This is a genomic window from Pseudoalteromonas sp. (assembly GCF_036960685.1).
Lineage (GTDB): Bacteria > Pseudomonadota > Gammaproteobacteria > Enterobacterales > Alteromonadaceae > Pseudoalteromonas.
In genome coordinates, this window is the sequence record NZ_JBALXK010000008.1 from 72069 (window position 1) to 88759 (window position 16691).

General features: G+C 41.8%; 15 protein-coding genes. 5 read left to right on the top strand and 10 right to left on the bottom strand.

The window, feature by feature from the left end; all coding sequences use genetic code 11:
- Positions 1-2: 2 nt before the first annotated feature.
- The 7 genes from panC to V7783_RS08895 all read right to left on the bottom strand — a co-directional run bounded on the left by panC (position 3) and on the right by V7783_RS08895 (position 6450).
- Positions 3-854 carry a pantoate--beta-alanine ligase gene (gene panC / locus V7783_RS08865; protein ID WP_335678424.1) on the bottom strand — a complete coding sequence of 284 codons (852 nt, stop codon included), beginning with the start codon at positions 852-854 and terminating at the stop codon, positions 3-5.
- Positions 854-1648, bottom strand: coding sequence for a 3-methyl-2-oxobutanoate hydroxymethyltransferase (gene panB / locus V7783_RS08870; RefSeq protein ID WP_335678425.1), 795 nt, complete (start codon positions 1646-1648; stop codon positions 854-856). The genes panC and panB overlap by 1 nt, the downstream gene beginning before the upstream one ends.
- Before the next feature lie 31 nt (positions 1649-1679).
- Positions 1680-2165, bottom strand: a complete 486-nt coding sequence (gene folK, locus V7783_RS08875; protein WP_335678426.1) for a 2-amino-4-hydroxy-6-hydroxymethyldihydropteridine diphosphokinase — start codon at positions 2163-2165, stop codon at positions 1680-1682.
- A gap of 2 nt (positions 2166-2167) precedes the next feature.
- Entirely contained in the window at positions 2168-3526 is a 1359-nt protein-coding gene (gene pcnB, locus V7783_RS08880) for a polynucleotide adenylyltransferase PcnB (protein WP_335678498.1), read from the bottom strand.
- Between the two features lie 282 nt (positions 3527-3808).
- Positions 3809-4753 (bottom strand): tRNA glutamyl-Q(34) synthetase GluQRS, encoded by a 945-nt coding sequence (gluQRS, locus tag V7783_RS08885; RefSeq protein ID WP_335678427.1) that lies wholly within the window; start codon positions 4751-4753, stop codon positions 3809-3811.
- A 17-nt stretch (positions 4754-4770) separates the two neighbouring features.
- Positions 4771-5214, bottom strand: coding sequence for an RNA polymerase-binding protein DksA (gene dksA / locus V7783_RS08890; RefSeq protein WP_064665509.1), 444 nt, complete (start codon positions 5212-5214; stop codon positions 4771-4773).
- A gap of 216 nt (positions 5215-5430) precedes the next feature.
- The gene (locus V7783_RS08895) at positions 5431-6450 is read right to left on the bottom strand and encodes an AraC family transcriptional regulator (RefSeq protein ID WP_335678428.1); all 1020 of its coding nucleotides are present in this window, start codon (positions 6448-6450) and stop codon (positions 5431-5433) included.
- Positions 6451-6596: 146 nt separating this feature from the next.
- On the opposite strand from V7783_RS08895, the gene V7783_RS08900 reads away from it, so the two are divergent.
- Positions 6597-9146, top strand: coding sequence for a penicillin acylase family protein (locus V7783_RS08900; RefSeq protein ID WP_335678429.1), 2550 nt, complete (start codon positions 6597-6599; stop codon positions 9144-9146).
- On the opposite strand, the gene sfsA is transcribed toward V7783_RS08900, so the two are convergent.
- Positions 9136-9855 (bottom strand): DNA/RNA nuclease SfsA, encoded by a 720-nt coding sequence (gene sfsA / locus V7783_RS08905; RefSeq protein WP_335678430.1) that lies wholly within the window; start codon positions 9853-9855, stop codon positions 9136-9138. The genes V7783_RS08900 and sfsA overlap by 11 nt on opposite strands.
- 80 nt (positions 9856-9935) lie before the next feature.
- On the opposite strand from sfsA, the gene pepB reads away from it, so the two are divergent.
- Positions 9936-11231 (top strand): aminopeptidase PepB, encoded by a 1296-nt coding sequence (gene pepB / locus V7783_RS08910; RefSeq protein WP_335678431.1) that lies wholly within the window; start codon positions 9936-9938, stop codon positions 11229-11231.
- Positions 11232-11405: 174 nt separating this feature from the next.
- Positions 11406-11972 (top strand): phosphoribosyltransferase, encoded by a 567-nt coding sequence (locus V7783_RS08915; RefSeq protein WP_210795128.1) that lies wholly within the window; start codon positions 11406-11408, stop codon positions 11970-11972.
- A gap of 108 nt (positions 11973-12080) precedes the next feature.
- Here V7783_RS08915 and V7783_RS08920 read toward each other — a convergent pair whose 3' ends face one another.
- Positions 12081-12737 (bottom strand): Crp/Fnr family transcriptional regulator, encoded by a 657-nt coding sequence (locus V7783_RS08920; RefSeq protein ID WP_335678432.1) that lies wholly within the window; start codon positions 12735-12737, stop codon positions 12081-12083.
- A gap of 268 nt (positions 12738-13005) precedes the next feature.
- Between V7783_RS08920 and V7783_RS08925 the strand changes: the two genes are divergently transcribed.
- Positions 13006-13245 (top strand): uroporphyrinogen decarboxylase, encoded by a 240-nt coding sequence (locus tag V7783_RS08925; RefSeq protein ID WP_335678433.1) that lies wholly within the window; start codon positions 13006-13008, stop codon positions 13243-13245.
- Positions 13246-13249: 4 nt separating this feature from the next.
- Here the strand turns inward: V7783_RS08925 and V7783_RS08930 are convergent, their stop codons facing one another.
- Positions 13250-14908: an amidohydrolase gene (locus V7783_RS08930; protein WP_335678434.1), complete on the bottom strand. Its 1659-nt coding sequence runs from the start codon at positions 14906-14908 to the stop codon at positions 13250-13252.
- A 149-nt stretch (positions 14909-15057) separates the two neighbouring features.
- Here V7783_RS08930 and V7783_RS08935 point away from each other — a divergent pair, with 149 nt between their 5' ends.
- Entirely contained in the window at positions 15058-16689 is a 1632-nt protein-coding gene (locus V7783_RS08935) for a methyl-accepting chemotaxis protein (RefSeq protein ID WP_335678435.1), read from the top strand.
- The last annotated feature ends 2 nt before the right edge of the window (positions 16690-16691 follow it).

Here is a 16691-nt window from a genome sequence, read left to right on the forward strand (position 1 = left end):
TGTTATGTAATATCAACTTGCAGATTATCTATAAGCCTAACTGGACCTAAAAAAGCTGCGGCCAAGATCACTAAATGACTATCATTGAGTGTAGCGTTTTTTAGTGTATCGCGCTGCGCTATTTCAAAATAATCCGGTTTGAGTCCCGCTTGTTGTAATCGTTGCGTCGCCTGTTGGCATATTTCGGCAAAATCTCGTTTGCCTGCGTTTAGTTGCTCAGCGCTCCAATTTAGCGTTCTAAATAGCTCTGTGGCGGTTTCTTTTTGATTCTCTGATAAGTAGCCATTACGAGAGCTCATCGCTAAACCTGAGACTTCACGGCTAGTGGCAACGCCAATGATCTCAACAGGAATAGATAGGTCATGAGCCATGGTTTTAATGACTTGTAATTGCTGAAAGTCTTTTTCACCAAAGCAGGCGTAATCAGGTTGAACTAAGTTAAATAACTTAGTTACAACAGTGGCTACACCACGAAAGTGACCAGGACGTGAGCCACCGCAATAGCCCATTGAAATACCTGGTACATCAACAAAGCTTTGTGCATCTAAACCGTTTGGATAAATGGTTTCCACAGTCGGCGTAAAAACAATATCGGTGCCTAATTCGGCAAGTCCTTGTTTATCTGCAACTAGGGTGCGAGGGTAGTTGTCCAAATCTTCGTTTACGCCAAATTGCATTGGGTTTACGAAAATGCTCACAACAACTTTATCGGCCATATTTTTAGCTTTTTCAACTAACGAGAAGTGACCTTGGTGTAAATTACCCATAGTTGGCACTAAAGCGACGCTCAGGCCTGCTTGGCGCCATGCTTTAATTTGGCTGCGTAAGGATTTGATTTCAGTGATCGACTGCATTATTTAAACTCATGTTCCGTGCTTGGAAAAGCACCGCTTTTAACGTCGTTACAATACTTTTTCACTGCATCTGGCATGTTGCCAGTTTCGAGTAAAAAGTTTTTAGAAAATTTAGGGATATAACCTGCTGAGATGCCCACTAAGTCATGCATAACAAGAATTTGCCCATCAGTTTGATTACCTGCGCCAATACCAATTGTCGGGATTGATACCGCATCGGTGATCAACTTAGCAAGTTCTGATGGGATGCATTCAAGTACGATCATTTGTGCGCCAGCCGCTTCCAGTGCTTTGGCGTCGCTAATCATTTTTTGTGCTTGTTCAGCGCCGCGGCCTTGAATTTTAAAGCCCCCAAATACATGCACAGATTGCGGCGTTAAACCTAAATGACCACACACCGGAATACCTTGCTGCGTAAGCGCGACAATTGAGTCATACAGCCATTCACCCCCTTCAATCTTGACCATGTTAGCGCCAGCGCGCATTAACTCAGCCGCATTTTTACAGCTTTCGGCCGGATTTGAGTAGGTCATAAATGGCATATCAGCAATAACGAATAACTCACGGCTACCAGCGCGTACACTGCGGGTATGGTAGGCGATATCTTGATTGGTAACAGCCAGCGTATCGTCACCCCCTTGTAATACCATACCTAATGAATCGCCAACTAAAATCACATCAACGCCGTTATCGTGAAATAACTTTGCAAAGCTTGCGTCGTAAGCTGTTAAAGCAGTAATTTTTTGCTGTTCTGCTTTCATTTTATTGAGCGTAGAAACGGTTATTTTAGACATAGTATCCTCGTAGGCAACGGCCTGAAATTAATTACAGAGGTAATTGTTGTAATTCGTTTAATGCCAAGTTAGCGGTTACACTGTGCAGTGGTGTTCCATTAGGCAGCGAAATATCTGGGGCGATCTCAAGTAGCGGATAGACAACAAACTCGCGCTCGGTTAGTCCATAATGAGGCACAATCAACCGTTCACTCTGAATGACCTGATCGCCAAATAATAAAATATCAATATCTAAGGTGCGTGGCCCCCAGCGCTCTGCTTTTCGCACTCTACCGTGCTGAAATTCTATCTGCTGCGTTAGATCAAGCAACTGCTCAGGCAATAAGTTAGTTTTAATTGCTGCAACAGCATTGACATAGTCGGGTTGATCTTGCGGGCCCATCGGCTTGCTGGCGTAATAGTGCGATACGCAAATAAACTCGCATTCGGCTAACGCTTGTAAAGCGGCTATAGCGTTATCAAGTTGCTGACGTGGGGCGTTTAAATTAGCCCCTAAACCAAGATAGACGATTGGCATGCTTATTCAGCCGCCGGCTTTGGGCTACGACGGCGAGTACGACGACGGCCTTTAACAGCCCCTTGGCTACCTAATGCTTTGACCATGTCTTTTTGGCCATTGATGTCTTGCTTTAAGTAGTCAGTCCACCAATTCACTAATTCTTGATGTTGTTTTTCACCCGCTTCTACACGCAATAATAAAAAGTCATAGGCGGCTTTAAAACGAGGTTGCTGAGTTAAACGATATGCACGTTGCCCTGAGCGTTTATCTAACCTGTGCTGAATATGCCAAATATCGCGGGCACCTAACGTGAATCGTTTTGGCACTGCAATATGTTGCGCATTTTCACTAAGTACTTTGTTCATTGCTTGAGCAAACGCATCGTATTCCGATAGTTGCTCCTGCGCTTGCAAGGTTTTAGTGATCTTCAATAATGGAAACCACAGTAATGCGGCAAAAATAAAGGCCGGTGTTACTTTCTTTTCGGCATTGATTCGCTCATCGGTATTGCGGAACATTTGGCGGATCAATGCAAACTCTAAACCATCTGGATTACTGTCTAAAATAGTATCAAGGGCTGGGAATAATGATTTGAACAGGCCATATTTACGTAGCATTAAAAAGTTTGCTTCGGCTTTACCATTTAAAAACAGCTTTAGTGTTTCTTCAAATAAGCGTGCTGGTGGAATGTTATCTAACAGGCTTGCTAATTCTTTTAATGGTTGCTCGGTTGCCGGTGCAATTGACATGTCTAGTTTGGTGGCAAAACGAACCGCGCGCAGCATACGCACTGGATCTTCACGGTATCGGGTTTGCGGATCACCGATCATTTCGATTTGTCTGGCTTTAATTGCTGCTAAGCCGTTAGCGTAATCATGAATTGAAAAATCATTAATTGAATAGTACAAAGCGTTGATGGAAAAATCACGACGTTCAGCATCTTCTTCAATGCTACCAAACACGTTGTCGCGCAGTAGCTGGCCTTGGTCACTCGATTGACTGATCTGGTTTTTATCTTCAGGCGCTTCGTGATGACCACGCATGGTGGCCACTTCGATGATCTCACGACCAAACACAATATGCGCCAAGCGAAAGCGACGGCCAATTAAACGGCAATTACGAAAGAGCTTTTTAACCTGATCTGGTGTGGCATTGGTTACTACATCAAAATCTTTTGGTTGTTGACCTAACAAAATATCACGAATACAACCACCAACAAGGTAGGCATCGAAGCCACCGTCTTTGAGGCGATATAACACCTTGATTGCATTTGGGCTAAATTGTTTGCGAGAAATACCGTGCTCATTGCGTCCAACTATTAAAGGTTGCGCAGAGACTTGAGTATGTTCGGCTGTTGCTAAGGCGGTTGGGCCTATAATTTGCCGACAAAATTGAAAAAGCTTGGAAATAATAATCTGTCTCCCACAGAATTTGGTTATTTGATGGACGCCATCAAAAATCTAACCAAGTATAGCTGCACTTTGCTATTAACTGCACATGTATAGTGTTATTGAATAACTTTGTTGTTGCTATAATTGAGCACACCCTTAACGCAATTGATATTAATTAAATAAATTGCACATTTAAGGTTGGCTATCATATACCAGCAAAGCTCAAAAATTAAGTTGAAGGCCTTAAAATTAGCCATTTTTAGTGAATTTTTATTTGTTTAAATGCGTAAATAGGGGTGACTGGCTGTGTGAGTTTTGAGAAATTTGAATTTCAGCCACGTTTGGCACACTTTCTAAGTTGTAATTATCGATTGCCCAGTTCAACATTTTATCAATGCTTAACTCAACGAGTTCTGGCTGCGGGGCCAAACCTAAAAATTCAAATGCACTGAGCAAGGCCGGTTTAGGGTTGTCTTTAACAATCGCTGGCGCATAGTTTTGCTTTGATAATTTAAAACCGGGTTTAGCGACTGCCAATGGTAAATGAGCATACTGCGGCGCTGCGCTATCTAACTGTTTAAATAAACTCAGTTGGCGGGCTGTTGGTTCAAGTAAGTCAGCGCCGCGCACAACATGAGTAATACCTTGCTCAATATCATCTGCAACCACTACTAATTGATAAGCAAATAAACCATCGCTGCGTTTTATTAAATAATCTTCGTGGGCTAAATCACGGGTTACGCTAACTTGACCTTGAATGAGGTCATGGTATTGGCATATTGGATGCTGTTGAATTAAGCGTAATGCGCTGTGTGCTTGCGAGTGGTTTAAATGACGACAATGAGCTTGATAAATTCCGCCAAGCGCTTTGATTTGTTTGCGTGAGCAGTGGCAAGCATAAATAAGCTGCTGGTTATTTAATTTATCGAGGGTGTGGGCATATAAATCATGGCGCTTGGTTTGATAGACAACCTGTTCATCCCAATATAAACCATAGGCTTCAAGGGTGGTAAGAATATCTTTTGCTGCGCCTTCAACAACACGTGTAGTGTCGATATCTTCTATTCGGACTAGCCAACTACCTTGGTTGCTTTTAGCGTCAAGGTAACTGCCCACAGCCGCCACAAGTGAGCCAAAATGAAGTGGCCCAGAAGGTGACGGTGCAAAACGACCGCGATAGTTGCGCCTAGGCGCAGTAACGGCTGTGGTAGACATTGATTAATTACTGATAATTAACCACGGCCTGATTGTTTTTCTTTGATTTCCGCAAGAGTTTTACAGTCTACGCATAAATCTGCAGTAGGACGTGCTTCTAAACGGCGAATACCAATTTCAATCCCGCATGAATCACAAAATCCAAAATCATCTTCTTTAATAAGAATTATTGTTTTTTCAATTTTTTTGATCAGTTTACGTTCGCGGTCACGAGTACGTAGTTCTAAAGAGAACTCTTCTTCTTGTGCTGCACGGTCAACTGGATCAGGGAAGTTAGCTGCTTCATCTTGCATATGCGATTTAGTACGGTCTACTTCGTTACGTAAATCGTTGCGCCATGCTTCCAAAATAGTTTTAAAATGAGTGCGTTGTGCCTCATTCATATACTCTTCGCCCGGCTTTTCCTGGTACGGTTCTAATCCGGCCTGAGCCAATAACCCTAATTTTTTTTGGTCTGGCATAACTTTCTCCTAAATCCTTAATATAATGCCCAGCTTTAGCCGGCGGCTATAAATAACAGAATCCTATGGCCTAGGCAAATTTATTTTTAATTTATTGGCTGTGGTTAAATAATTTTCACTGTTTAAAAAGAAAATTTGAAAAAAATAATGGGCTTTTTAATCAGTCTGCTATTTTCTAACTGGCCTAGTTATATGGGCAAAAAAATGAAAAGCAACTTAATTTTTTACATCTTTCGTAATTACTGTGGCTTGAGTGCTTTGAGGGTTAAATTTTTTAGGTGTACATCCATACCAACGTTTAAATGCGCGTTGAAAAGCGCTTTGTTCACAAAAGCCTAAGCGATTGGTTATTTCAAGCAGGGTAACTTTTTGTTGTAGCATGAGTTTGGCATGGTATTTACGAAGCTCATCTACTAGCTGTGAATAACTACAATTTTGTGAGCGTAAATAGCGTTGTAAGCTGCGTTTTTTAAAACCTAAATGGCAGGCTGCTTGCTCAATGGTAGGGACTTGTGGCAAATGCGCGGTAATAAATGCTTTCAGTTGATTTATTTCGTCTTGTTCGCTCACTAAGGTACTTGCTTGCGCGGCGAGTAAATATTCAAGTTCTTTATTGGCACTGTGTAATGGGCTGGTTAATAAGCTGCTTTTAAAGCATAAGCAATTATGACTTGCACAAAATTCTATCGGACAATTAAACACGGCTTTATAAGCTCGTAAGCTGGTTGGATTTGGCTCAGGGCGGGTCAGCTGAACTTTCTCGAGTGCCAGCTCGGTTGTGTTGTAACAGCAATGTTTGGCAAAAGATAACCAACTACTAAATAACTCATCCACCATATGATGCGCAATTTCAATGCTAGGTTGCCAAGTTAAATAGCTTAGCGAGTTATCGCTTCGCAAGTTAATAGTCCCGATATTACGAACTGTGGTGTTGAGCTTTTGCGCATGCAATAATACTTTTGCTAATGAATCACTGACCAATGCAATGTGCCCTAGCAATCCCCAACTTTGGGTTTTTAATGATTGGCCAAACTTTAAACCGATATGATCACACTGTAATGTCTTTTCAGCGTAACTCATTAGCTGTTCATAATCTTCAATAGGAAAGCGGTAACGGCTTTCATTAAGATAACGAGCGCGTGTTGCTAGTAGTGCGTCAAGCTCAGTTGATGCTAGACCTTGTGCAATTAGAAAGTGTACAAGTGCACGAATTATTTGGCTGCTAACAAAGTACATAACGGACAATCTTGCATGGAGAATTACCAGCTAAGCTGCATTAATTGGCGCGCAAAGTCAATTTTTTGCGCAAAAGGTCAAGATTTAGTTTATGTAATAAGGCAAGGTAGCCAATGGATAAAACAATAATAGATAGGAACTTCACAATGAAACTTCACACACTTTCAATTAGTATCGCAGCGGCCCTGTTACTCAGTGCTTGTGGTTCAGATGATGATAAAAATGTTATTGAGCCACCGCCACCAGTGGTTGTTGAACCAACGCCAGAACCGGCGCCAGTAATAACCGCTTTTGATGACGATAATAAACTCGATGCCAATATTCGTTGGACTACCTTTGGCGTTCCGCATATCACCGCTGATAATCTGGAAAGCCTCGCATTTGGTAGTGGTTATGCGTATGCAACAGATCACGCATGTTTATTGCTTGATCAAGTGGTTAAAACACGTGGTGAGCGTTCAAAGTTTTATGGTCCAGATAAAGTGCCAGGCAGTGGTGATTCTGCGCATTTAATTTCTGATTTTGGTTATAAAGCTTTAGGTGTTAATGCCTATGCGAAAGAGCATTATAATGAACTAAATGAAGATAGCCGTGCCCATTACGAAGGCTTTGTTCAAGGCTTTAATAAATATGTGAGCGATATCGGTGTTGATAACTTAGCACCAGAATGTGCATCGCAGCCCTGGGTGTTTGCATTAACGCCTGAAGACATGCTGGCTTATGCAATGGCAACAGTACAATTAGCTAGTTCAGCAAACTTTTTAGATTTAGCCTTTTTAGCCAATCCTGGTGATGATGGTGAGTATTTACCAACTCCAGCTGCGGCAGCTGCCAACTCAGTCTCTAGTGTGGTTAAAAACCTTAATCAACAGGCTAAAAGTTTTAAATTAGAGAAAAAATACCAGCACCTTGGTTCAAATGGTTGGGGACTTGGTAAAGATAAAATGGCCAATGGCAAAGGCGGCTTATTAGCTAACCCACACTTTCCACATGAAGGAAACTTACGTTTTTGGCAATCACACTTGACCATTCCAGGGGCTATGAATGTAATGGGTGGCAGCTTACAAGGCATGCCAGGGCTGATCAATATTGGTTTTAATGAGCACGTCGCATGGACACATACATTTTCCACAGCACGACACTTTTTAATTTACCAACTAACGCTGAACGAAAATGATCGTATGAGTTACAGCGTGGAAGGTGATAACCATACAATCACTAGTAAAAAAGTCACTGTTGAAGTTGCTGTTGCACCTGGCATGACAATTAATTTAGAGAAGGATTTTTATTATAGTCACCATGGTTTGATGATCGAAACACCTGCTGCAAACGGTTTAGGCTGGGATGACAGCCAAGCATTTACCATTAAAGACGCCAACGAATTTAATATGGATGTGGTTGCCCAGTGGTCAGCGCTTAACCAAGCCCGTAGCTTAGATGATATGAAAGCATCATTTGCCCAATTTGATGGGGTGGCGTTTAACAACACTATGGCCACAGACAAAGAGGGTAATGTGTTTTATGTTGATGACAGTACCGTGTTAAATGTAGGTGATCTTGCTAACAAAGCGATCCGCCTTCAGCCAGAACTAGTTGCACTGCGAGAATCAACGGGATTCGATTTAGTACCGGGTAACTTAAAAATATTTGAAAGCGACGGTAATGTGCCTTTTGAAAAAGCGCCACAATTGAATCGCACCGATTACGTACAAAACTCTAACGACAGCTACTGGGTTACTAATCCGCAGCAGCCGCTACTGGGCTTTGCTGCACAATATGGTGATGTACAACAGCCGCTTTCATTGCGAACTCGGATGGGATTAAAGCTATTGCAAGACGGTGGTGGTCAGGATGGTTTGTTCACTCTGGAAGAGCTGGAAACCGCGTTAATCGGTAACCGTATATATTTAGGTGAGCTGGTGTTTGAGCAATTAGTCGCTCAGTGCCAGGTACAAGGTGATACTCCGGTAATGCTTAGTAATGGTCAAAGCATAGACCTAACGCAAGCCTGTGATGTTCTTGCACAGTGGAATGGTGCAATGAACTTAGACACTAAAGGTGCTGCATTGATCCGTGAATTTGCACATTTATTTGATCCTAAAACTCATCTAGCCGATAACTTTGATGTGACCAATCCTGCTAATACGCCAAATACTCTTCGTATTGATGGCTCAGCATTAGTTGCTCTAGCGCATGCTGTTACAACACTGCAAAGTAATGGTGTTGCCCTTGATGCAACGCTTGCACAAATGCAATTTGTTGAAAAAACCTTAGCTGGTGGTAACGCCAGTGGTGAAAAACTGCCGTGGAGTGGACCAATGCATGTTGAAGGTGGCTTTAATGTGTTTCGTTATGACCGCAGCAGTACCACACGTTCAACCTTGATCCCTTATATTGATCATCAAGCGTTGAATGATGCAATAACTGGCCAGCCGTTGCGCTCAAATCTTACGGCCTCAGGATACCCAGTTAATTATGGCTCAAGTTGGATGTTTGTAATGAACTTCACTGACGAGGGCCCAGTTGCAAAAGGGATACTAACGATGTCGCAAAGTTCCGATTCAAGCTCGGAGCACTTTGATGATCAATCACGTTTTTACTCTGAGAACGCCACACTTAGACCGCTACTTTTCAAAGATGAAGACATTAATCTGAATTTGATAGATGAAATTGATTTGTCACTGACTAAGCAATAAAAGGGATATTTTCGGTCAGAGTAACCTCTCTGGCCGAAATTTTTGCCTTATAAGCCAGCACTTCTACACCCACTGCAATCGCTTGATTTAGTAATTGTGCGTACTTCTGGTCAATATGCTTAGCAGCACTCACTTGGCTGATCCCTTCATGTAACACGGCAAATAGTAAAACCGCTCGATGACCTTGTTCAACCATTTCAATTAATTCGCGAATATGCTTTTGACCCCGCAGAGTTTGTGCATCGGGAAAATAACCTTGTCCGCTAAGAGGTGAATCTTGGCTCAATAAGGTGACTGACTTCACTTCAACATAGCAATTTGGGCGCTTAGAATCACTGAGTAAAAAATCAATACGACTGTTTTCTTGGCCATATTTCACTTCGCTTTGTAATTGTTCATAACCGCTTAGTTCGTTGATCAAATTATTTTGCAGGGCTTCTTCGACCACTTTATTTGCCATTGCCGTATTGACACAAATTAACTGCTGAAACTGATTTTGCGTCAGTTCTAGGGAGTGAGGGTATTTACGCTTGAGGTTAGCACTGGTTGAATAAAAAGCGGCAAAATCAGGTTCAGCGCAGCCCGTCATTTGCCCCGTATTGGCACAATGAGCAGTAAATTCAGAACCGTCCGCTAAGCGTAAATCGGCTAAAAACCGCTTGTAGCGCTTAATTAACGTGGCTTGTTGTAATGGTGGTGCAAATTTCATTATTTAGTCTCATTCGGTTGGGAAGTTGTGCCAGCTATAGTAGACTCAGTGCCACTATTTAGCGCAAAGAGTATTCTAACATGTCTGAAAAATTTGTTGTTCAATTAAGCGAGCAGGGTGCTGCATCGCATTGGGGCGAAAGCGCCACGTTATCTTTTAATGAGCAAGGTGCAACCGTTCATTTATCTGAGCAAGACACATTGGTAAAAGTACAAAAAGCCGCGCGCAGTATTGCTAATCAAGGCGTTAAAAATGTAGTTTTAGCTGGTGATTGTTGGTGCACTGAAACGCAATGGGCATTTTATCAAGGTTTTGTTTCGCCAAAAACATTAACAGGTGTTGAGTTTGCAGAAACTGCAAAAACCGACAGCGAAGAACTCAAGTCATTATTACGTTCTGCTACCTGGGCACGTGAAATGATCAATGGCACTGCTGATGATATTTTCCCTGAAAGCTTGGCTGGTAAAGCGGCTGAATTTATTCAATCACTGGCACCTGAGCATGTCAGCTATCAGATCATAAAAGGCGATGCATTACTTGAGCAGCAATGGATTGGTATTCATGCTGTTGGTCGTGGTAGTGAGCGCCCGCCAGTGTTATTAGCGCTTGATTACAATCCTACCGGTGATGAAAATGCTCCTGTGGATGCGGCGCTTGTAGGTAAAGGCATTACGTTTGACTCAGGTGGTTACTCAATCAAAGCCAGCGAAGGCATGCTTGGTATGAAATGCGATATGGGCGGGGCAGCAACAGTGACTGCAGGCCTTGCACTAGCCATTGGCCGCGGAATTAATAAGCGTATTAAATTGTTTTTATGTTGTGCTGAAAACTTGATTTCAGGACACGCTTACAAGCTAGGTGATATCCTGACTTATAAAAATGGCACAACCGTTGAGATTGTAAATACTGATGCAGAAGGGCGCTTAGTCCTTGCTGATGGCCTAATGGCTGCCGGGGAAACGGGTGCACCTCTTATTATTGATGCAGCTACACTTACCGGCGCGGCACTGGTTGCTGTTGGTCAAGAATACAATGCATTATTTGGTCTTGATAAAGAGTTTGTACGCGAAGTCGAAGGCTTTGCAGGGCAAGAAATGGAAGGCGCATGGCCATTACCGCTTGAAAAATGGCATCAACAAAACTGCCCATCACCTTATGCTGATACGGCAAATAGCCGAGCTCAAAAAGGTGGCGGCTATGGCGGCGCATCAAATGCTGCTGGTTTCTTATCGCGCTTTGTGCCAAATGATGGCAAAGGCTGGGTACATATTGATCTAGCTGCGGCATTTAATATGGGCAGCACTAGTCAGTGGGCGGCAGGCGCAACCACAGTGGGTATGCGTACCGTAGCACGTACTTTGTTAGAAAAAGCATAAATTTAAGATGCTAAAAAGCGCCTACATTGGCGCTTTTTTATTATCTGAAAAACAGTAATTACAAACTCAAACAAGCTTTTTTTATTTATTTACTGTAAAATCATGCCCCACTTTTGTCGTTCAAGTTTGCTGTAAACTACACTTGAACGATCTACTTACACTGGGGTTTCTATTATGTCTGATAAGACTTACATCACGGCTCAGCAACTGCTCGAAGATTCTTTTCGCGTTGCGGCACAAGTTTACCAAGATGGTTTTCGTCCTGATTTTATAATCGGTATTTGGCGTGGTGGTGCTCCAATTGGGATCGCAGTGCAAGAGTACTATGATTATAAAGGCATAGAAACAGACCATATCGCAGTGCGTACATCTTCATATTACGGCATCAATAAGCAATCTAAAGAAATAAAAGTGCATGGTTTGCATTATATTATTGAGAATGCTAATGCCGGTGATTCATTATTGATAGTTGATGATGTATTTGACTCGGGACGCAGTATTTTTGCACTGAAAGAGAAACTTTCAGAACTAATGCGGTTAAACTTGCCACAAGATATTCGCGTGGCTTGTCCGTATTACAAACCGAAAAACTCAAAAGTAGATATGAAGCCTGATTACTATATTCATGAATCAGAAGAGTGGTTGGTATTCCCTCATGAACTCTCAGGTCTAACACCAGATGAGATCATCGCAGGTAAAACAGATTTAGTAAAAATACACGATATTTTATTAGCAAAATAAAGTTAGTAAAATAAATTTATTGAGTGAAAAAAGGCCTTTAAAAGGCCTTTTTATCTTTTATATGCTAAATAACCAGAGTTCAGGTTAATGGCGTAATGATTATGGCTATTAAAGCTGTGAAAAACTATCTACGTAATCACTGAGCCTATCCAAGTCGACTGCTTTGAGTCCATCGTTTGAGCGCGCGACTAAACCTTTTTCTACTAATTCAGATACTACACGGCGATAAGCGCGTTCCGTGGTGGCAAAGCGTTCGGCTTCGGCATTTACGGTCGGGTATGCACGCAGCAGTGTTGGGTTGTTCTTTTCTGCACGTAGTAAGCAATCTTTCGCTATATTGTAACCCAGTGGTAATAGCAGCTTATCTAAGTTGATTTTTTGGTTCTCTTGAAACTTAGCGGCAATGGTTTGTGCCGTGTATAAACTGAGTTCTGGTTTTTCAAGTAATAAGGCGCGCCAGTGTTTCAACTCTATTAAGTTATAGCTCACATCACTAAAACAGGTAACTGTATAAATGCAAGGGTTGTTGTTAAGCGCTTCAATTTCACCAATTAGGGTATTGTTGCAATCTAGCTGGCCTAATAGCAAGCGACGACCATTACCTACATCATAACTAAACGATATAGTGCCGTTTCTGACCAAAACTAATTTACTTAGAGGTTGATCTTGGTGGATCAAAACTTCTTTTTTAGATTGTTGATAGCGACTGCCAGCAAACGTAAGCAACTGGTCAACGAGATAACTAGAAAAATGATATTGAAACATCAACAATGCCCTTCGGACAATTGTCCTATTTATTACACCTTAATGACGTTAGCATTAAGATTCTAAGAATTTACGCTAACTTACTAGTTTAGTTAACGAGATTAATTAAGCTTAATACCTGATATCCCGTGTAATGATTATTAAAGTCTGCTTTTAGCAGCTTTGGGTTTTTAGTAAGTTAGCCTTTTTATACTGTTGCTATATTGTGGAATATCTTTGTGTAAACTACAACATTTGCAATGCTAACCTAAAGTATCGGAGAGAACAAATGAGTTGGGAATATTTGGGCTATTTTGCCTCTGCTTTACTCATTGCCTCTCTAACTATGAGTGATGTAAGTAAACTTCGTTGGTTTAACCTTGCAGGTTGTATTGCTTTCACTGCATACGGTATCGCAATTGCCGCATGGCCTGTGGCCATTACCAACGGTTTGCTGACGTTTGTTAATGTTTACCATTTAATAAAACTTCATCGCCAACAACAAAATCCACAACACTCTGTCGATTAAGCTGTTATTCCTGCGATACATCTGGCTGCGCTTTTTGATAACGTAGCTCGCCGCCAATCCATGTTTGATTGACCTTAATTGTAAATATTTCCTGTACTGGGACTTTGAAATAATCTTTGTCGATCAAAATAAAATCAGCCCATTTACCTTGCTCTAAACTGCCTAACTTAAACTCTTGATGTGCAGCATATGCGGCACCTAATGTGAACGCTCTCAGTGCATCTTCTCTGCTGAGTGCTTCGCTGACACGCCAACCATTGGCAGGTAATTGATTATGATCTTGGCGAGTTATAGCTGAATAAAGGCCATCAAATGGATTGGCCAGTTCAACAGGATAATCAGAGCCCGCAGCGACCACAGAGCCTTGATTTAAAAAAGTCTGCCACGCATAAGCGCCTTGCAATTGGGTATCAGCAAGGCGTTGCTCTGCCATATGCATATCAGAAGTTGCATGCACAGGTTGCATCGATGGAATTATTTTTAGTGTTTTGAAACGAGGTATATCTGCTGGGGCAACTATTTGTGCATGCTCTATGCGATTACGTAATAAAATACCGCCGGTTTTTTTAAACACATTTTGATAGGCATCCAATACAATATGATTTGCCTTATCACCTATGGCATGGGTATTCGCGCTAAAACCATGACTAAAGCTTAGTGTGAAAAGTTGCTCTAATTTTTGCTGGGTCTCTAACATTAAGCCTTGGTGATTTTTTCTATCGGCGTAATCATCAAGTAACGCAGCACCTCGGCTACCCAAGGCGCCATCAGCGTATATTTTTACACTGCGGATAGACATAAAGTCATTTAGATCTTTATAACGACCAGCTCTGAGCATGCTTTCAAGCGCAGGATCGGTTGCGCTGAGCATTGCCACAATACGCAGTGGTAGTGTGCCTTGCTCTGCTCTTTGTTTATAAATTTGCCATGTTTGTTTATCAATACCGGCATCGTGAGTTGAGGTTATGCCTAGGCTCACTAAGTGTTGGCCAGCCTGAGTTAATGCGTTACTTACGTCTTGATCTGATGGGGCCGGAATATGTGCCGTGATCAAGCTTTCAGCTTTATCGATAAAAATACCGCTTAGTTTACCGGCTGGTGTGCGAATAATTTCTCCACCCACTGGAGCTTGCGTTGCAGTGGTTAACTTTGAAAGTTCCATTGCTTTACTATTAACCCAAATAGCGTGCCCATCTACGCGTGAAAGTACCACGGGAATATCTTTAACAATCTTGTCTAGATCAGCGGCAGTGGGAAACTGTTTATCGGGCCATAATTCTTGATTCCAACCGCGGCCAATTATCCAGCCATCTTTATCTTTGGCGAATACCGCAAGTTGCTGTTGGATTTGTGCAATCGATGTACTGCCGCGCAAATCCAGCTGTGTTAGGTTATTACCTAATCCAATAACATGGCCATGGGCGTCGATTAAGCCTGGTAGCAGAGTTTGTTGCTCGGCATCGAATGCTTGAGCATCTGGAAAACTAGCTGCAAGTTTTTCGTCACCGAGCTTAACTACTTTGCCATCTTTAATTACTAATGTGGAAAATTGTTGCAACTGGCCGCTGTAGGTCGGCGTGTAACCGTTGGCGTTATAGATCACTGTGGTATTAGCGATAGCAGGTAAAGACCAAGCGATGATACAGGCAAGGAAGCATTTCATTATTAATATTCTTTTAATTGCTTTTGTTAACTAAACAGTAACAGAGAATAGTGAGTCTGCAAATTAAATCTCATAATTTATTTAATGTTTGGTGTTTTAAGCTATGCTTATGAATTAGTTATTATTATTTCATTCTAATCGGAACATAAATGAAGCTTAACCAACTCGCTATGCGTAGCAAATTCATACTCTTATCAGCTTTAATATGCATCATTTTTATCGTTGCTATGGCATTTATAAAAGTTGCGAATAACCAAACTGCAACAGGTTTCGAGCGTTTCTATCAACATAACTTTATGGTGACTAAACTCAGTGCCGACCTCAAACAAGCGCAAGATGGTGTGTTATCCGGAGTAAGAGGGCTGCAAGTCGTTTACTTATTAGGTTTACAAGAGCAAGCGCCTGAAATGCTCAAGAGCATTGATGATAATGTTGCGCTGACTGCACCGTTAATACAACGCATTAGCCAAATATACAAAGGCGAGGCTAATTTACTTACGGCATTAAAAAGTAACTCGCAGCGTTATGAGCAAGCAGCTATTGCGTTTAAGCAAGCGATGGAAACAGCCCCTGATAATAAAGCCGATTATGCTATCTATCGAGAGTTTGTTGATTCGCATCGTGCCTTAACTACTTTTTTTGAGCAGTTTGAACAAGCTAACATTGCGCAAGTTGCTAAAGCGCAAGCGACTGCCCAGCAATCCATCAATTTTGCAAATACAGTGTTTTACTTATCAATTTTTATAGCGCTTGGCTTAGCTTTATTATTTAGCCATATGCTGTCGAAAAAAGTAGTAATGGGACTAACGGTTGTTAGCGAAAGTGCCCATGCATTACAACGCGGCGAATTAGATCAATACTCTCAAGTTGAAGGCGATGATGAAGTCGCTGACTTAAGCCGTACCTTAGACGCTACAATTAGCCACTTAAATACTACTCTTGCCACTATTTATAACTCTGTAGCACAGGTTAATAATCATAGTAATGAGTTACTCAGCTCAAATACTCAAATTCAAACAGCGACATCAGAGGTGTCCGATCATACAACGCAAGCCGTAACTGCAATTGAGGAGTTATCGGTCACGAGTAAGAGTATTGCGGTAAATACCGCAGAGTCGGCAACAGCCTCTGATAGCATGATGACACTTGCCAATAGTGGCTTAGATGCTTCTGAGCAAACAAAAGAAGCTGTAAGTCATTTATTAGGCACATTAAATGAAACCTCAGACGTTGTTGATCAACTGCAAAGTGAGTCTAGCAAAATTGAGACTATTCTGGATGTGATCCGTAATATTTCCGAACAAACTAATTTGCTCGCACTAAATGCCGCGATTGAGGCTGCTAGAGCGGGCGAACAAGGGCGTGGTTTTGCCGTAGTGGCTGATGAAGTACGTACTTTGGCCCAGCGTTCGCACAGTTCAGTAAACGAGATTGAGACAATGCTTGGACAACTGCGTTCAGCAAGTCAGAACGCAGTGACAATGATGGCTGATAGCACCAGAGTTGCAGCGCAAGCGGAAGATAAAATGGATGAAAGTAATCGCTTATTAAAAGAGATTATGCAAATGATCAATCAAGTTAACGACCAAACCCAGCAAATAGCAACAGCAGCTGAAGAGCAATCAGCCGTTGCCGCTGATATTAGCCAAAATATGCATACCATCCATACATTGACAGATACCACTGCTGATATTTCGCAGCAAACTGCAAATACCAGCAATAGCATGGCTGAACAAAGTCAGTTGGTATTAAAGCAAGTTGCATTTTTTAAATTAAAATAATG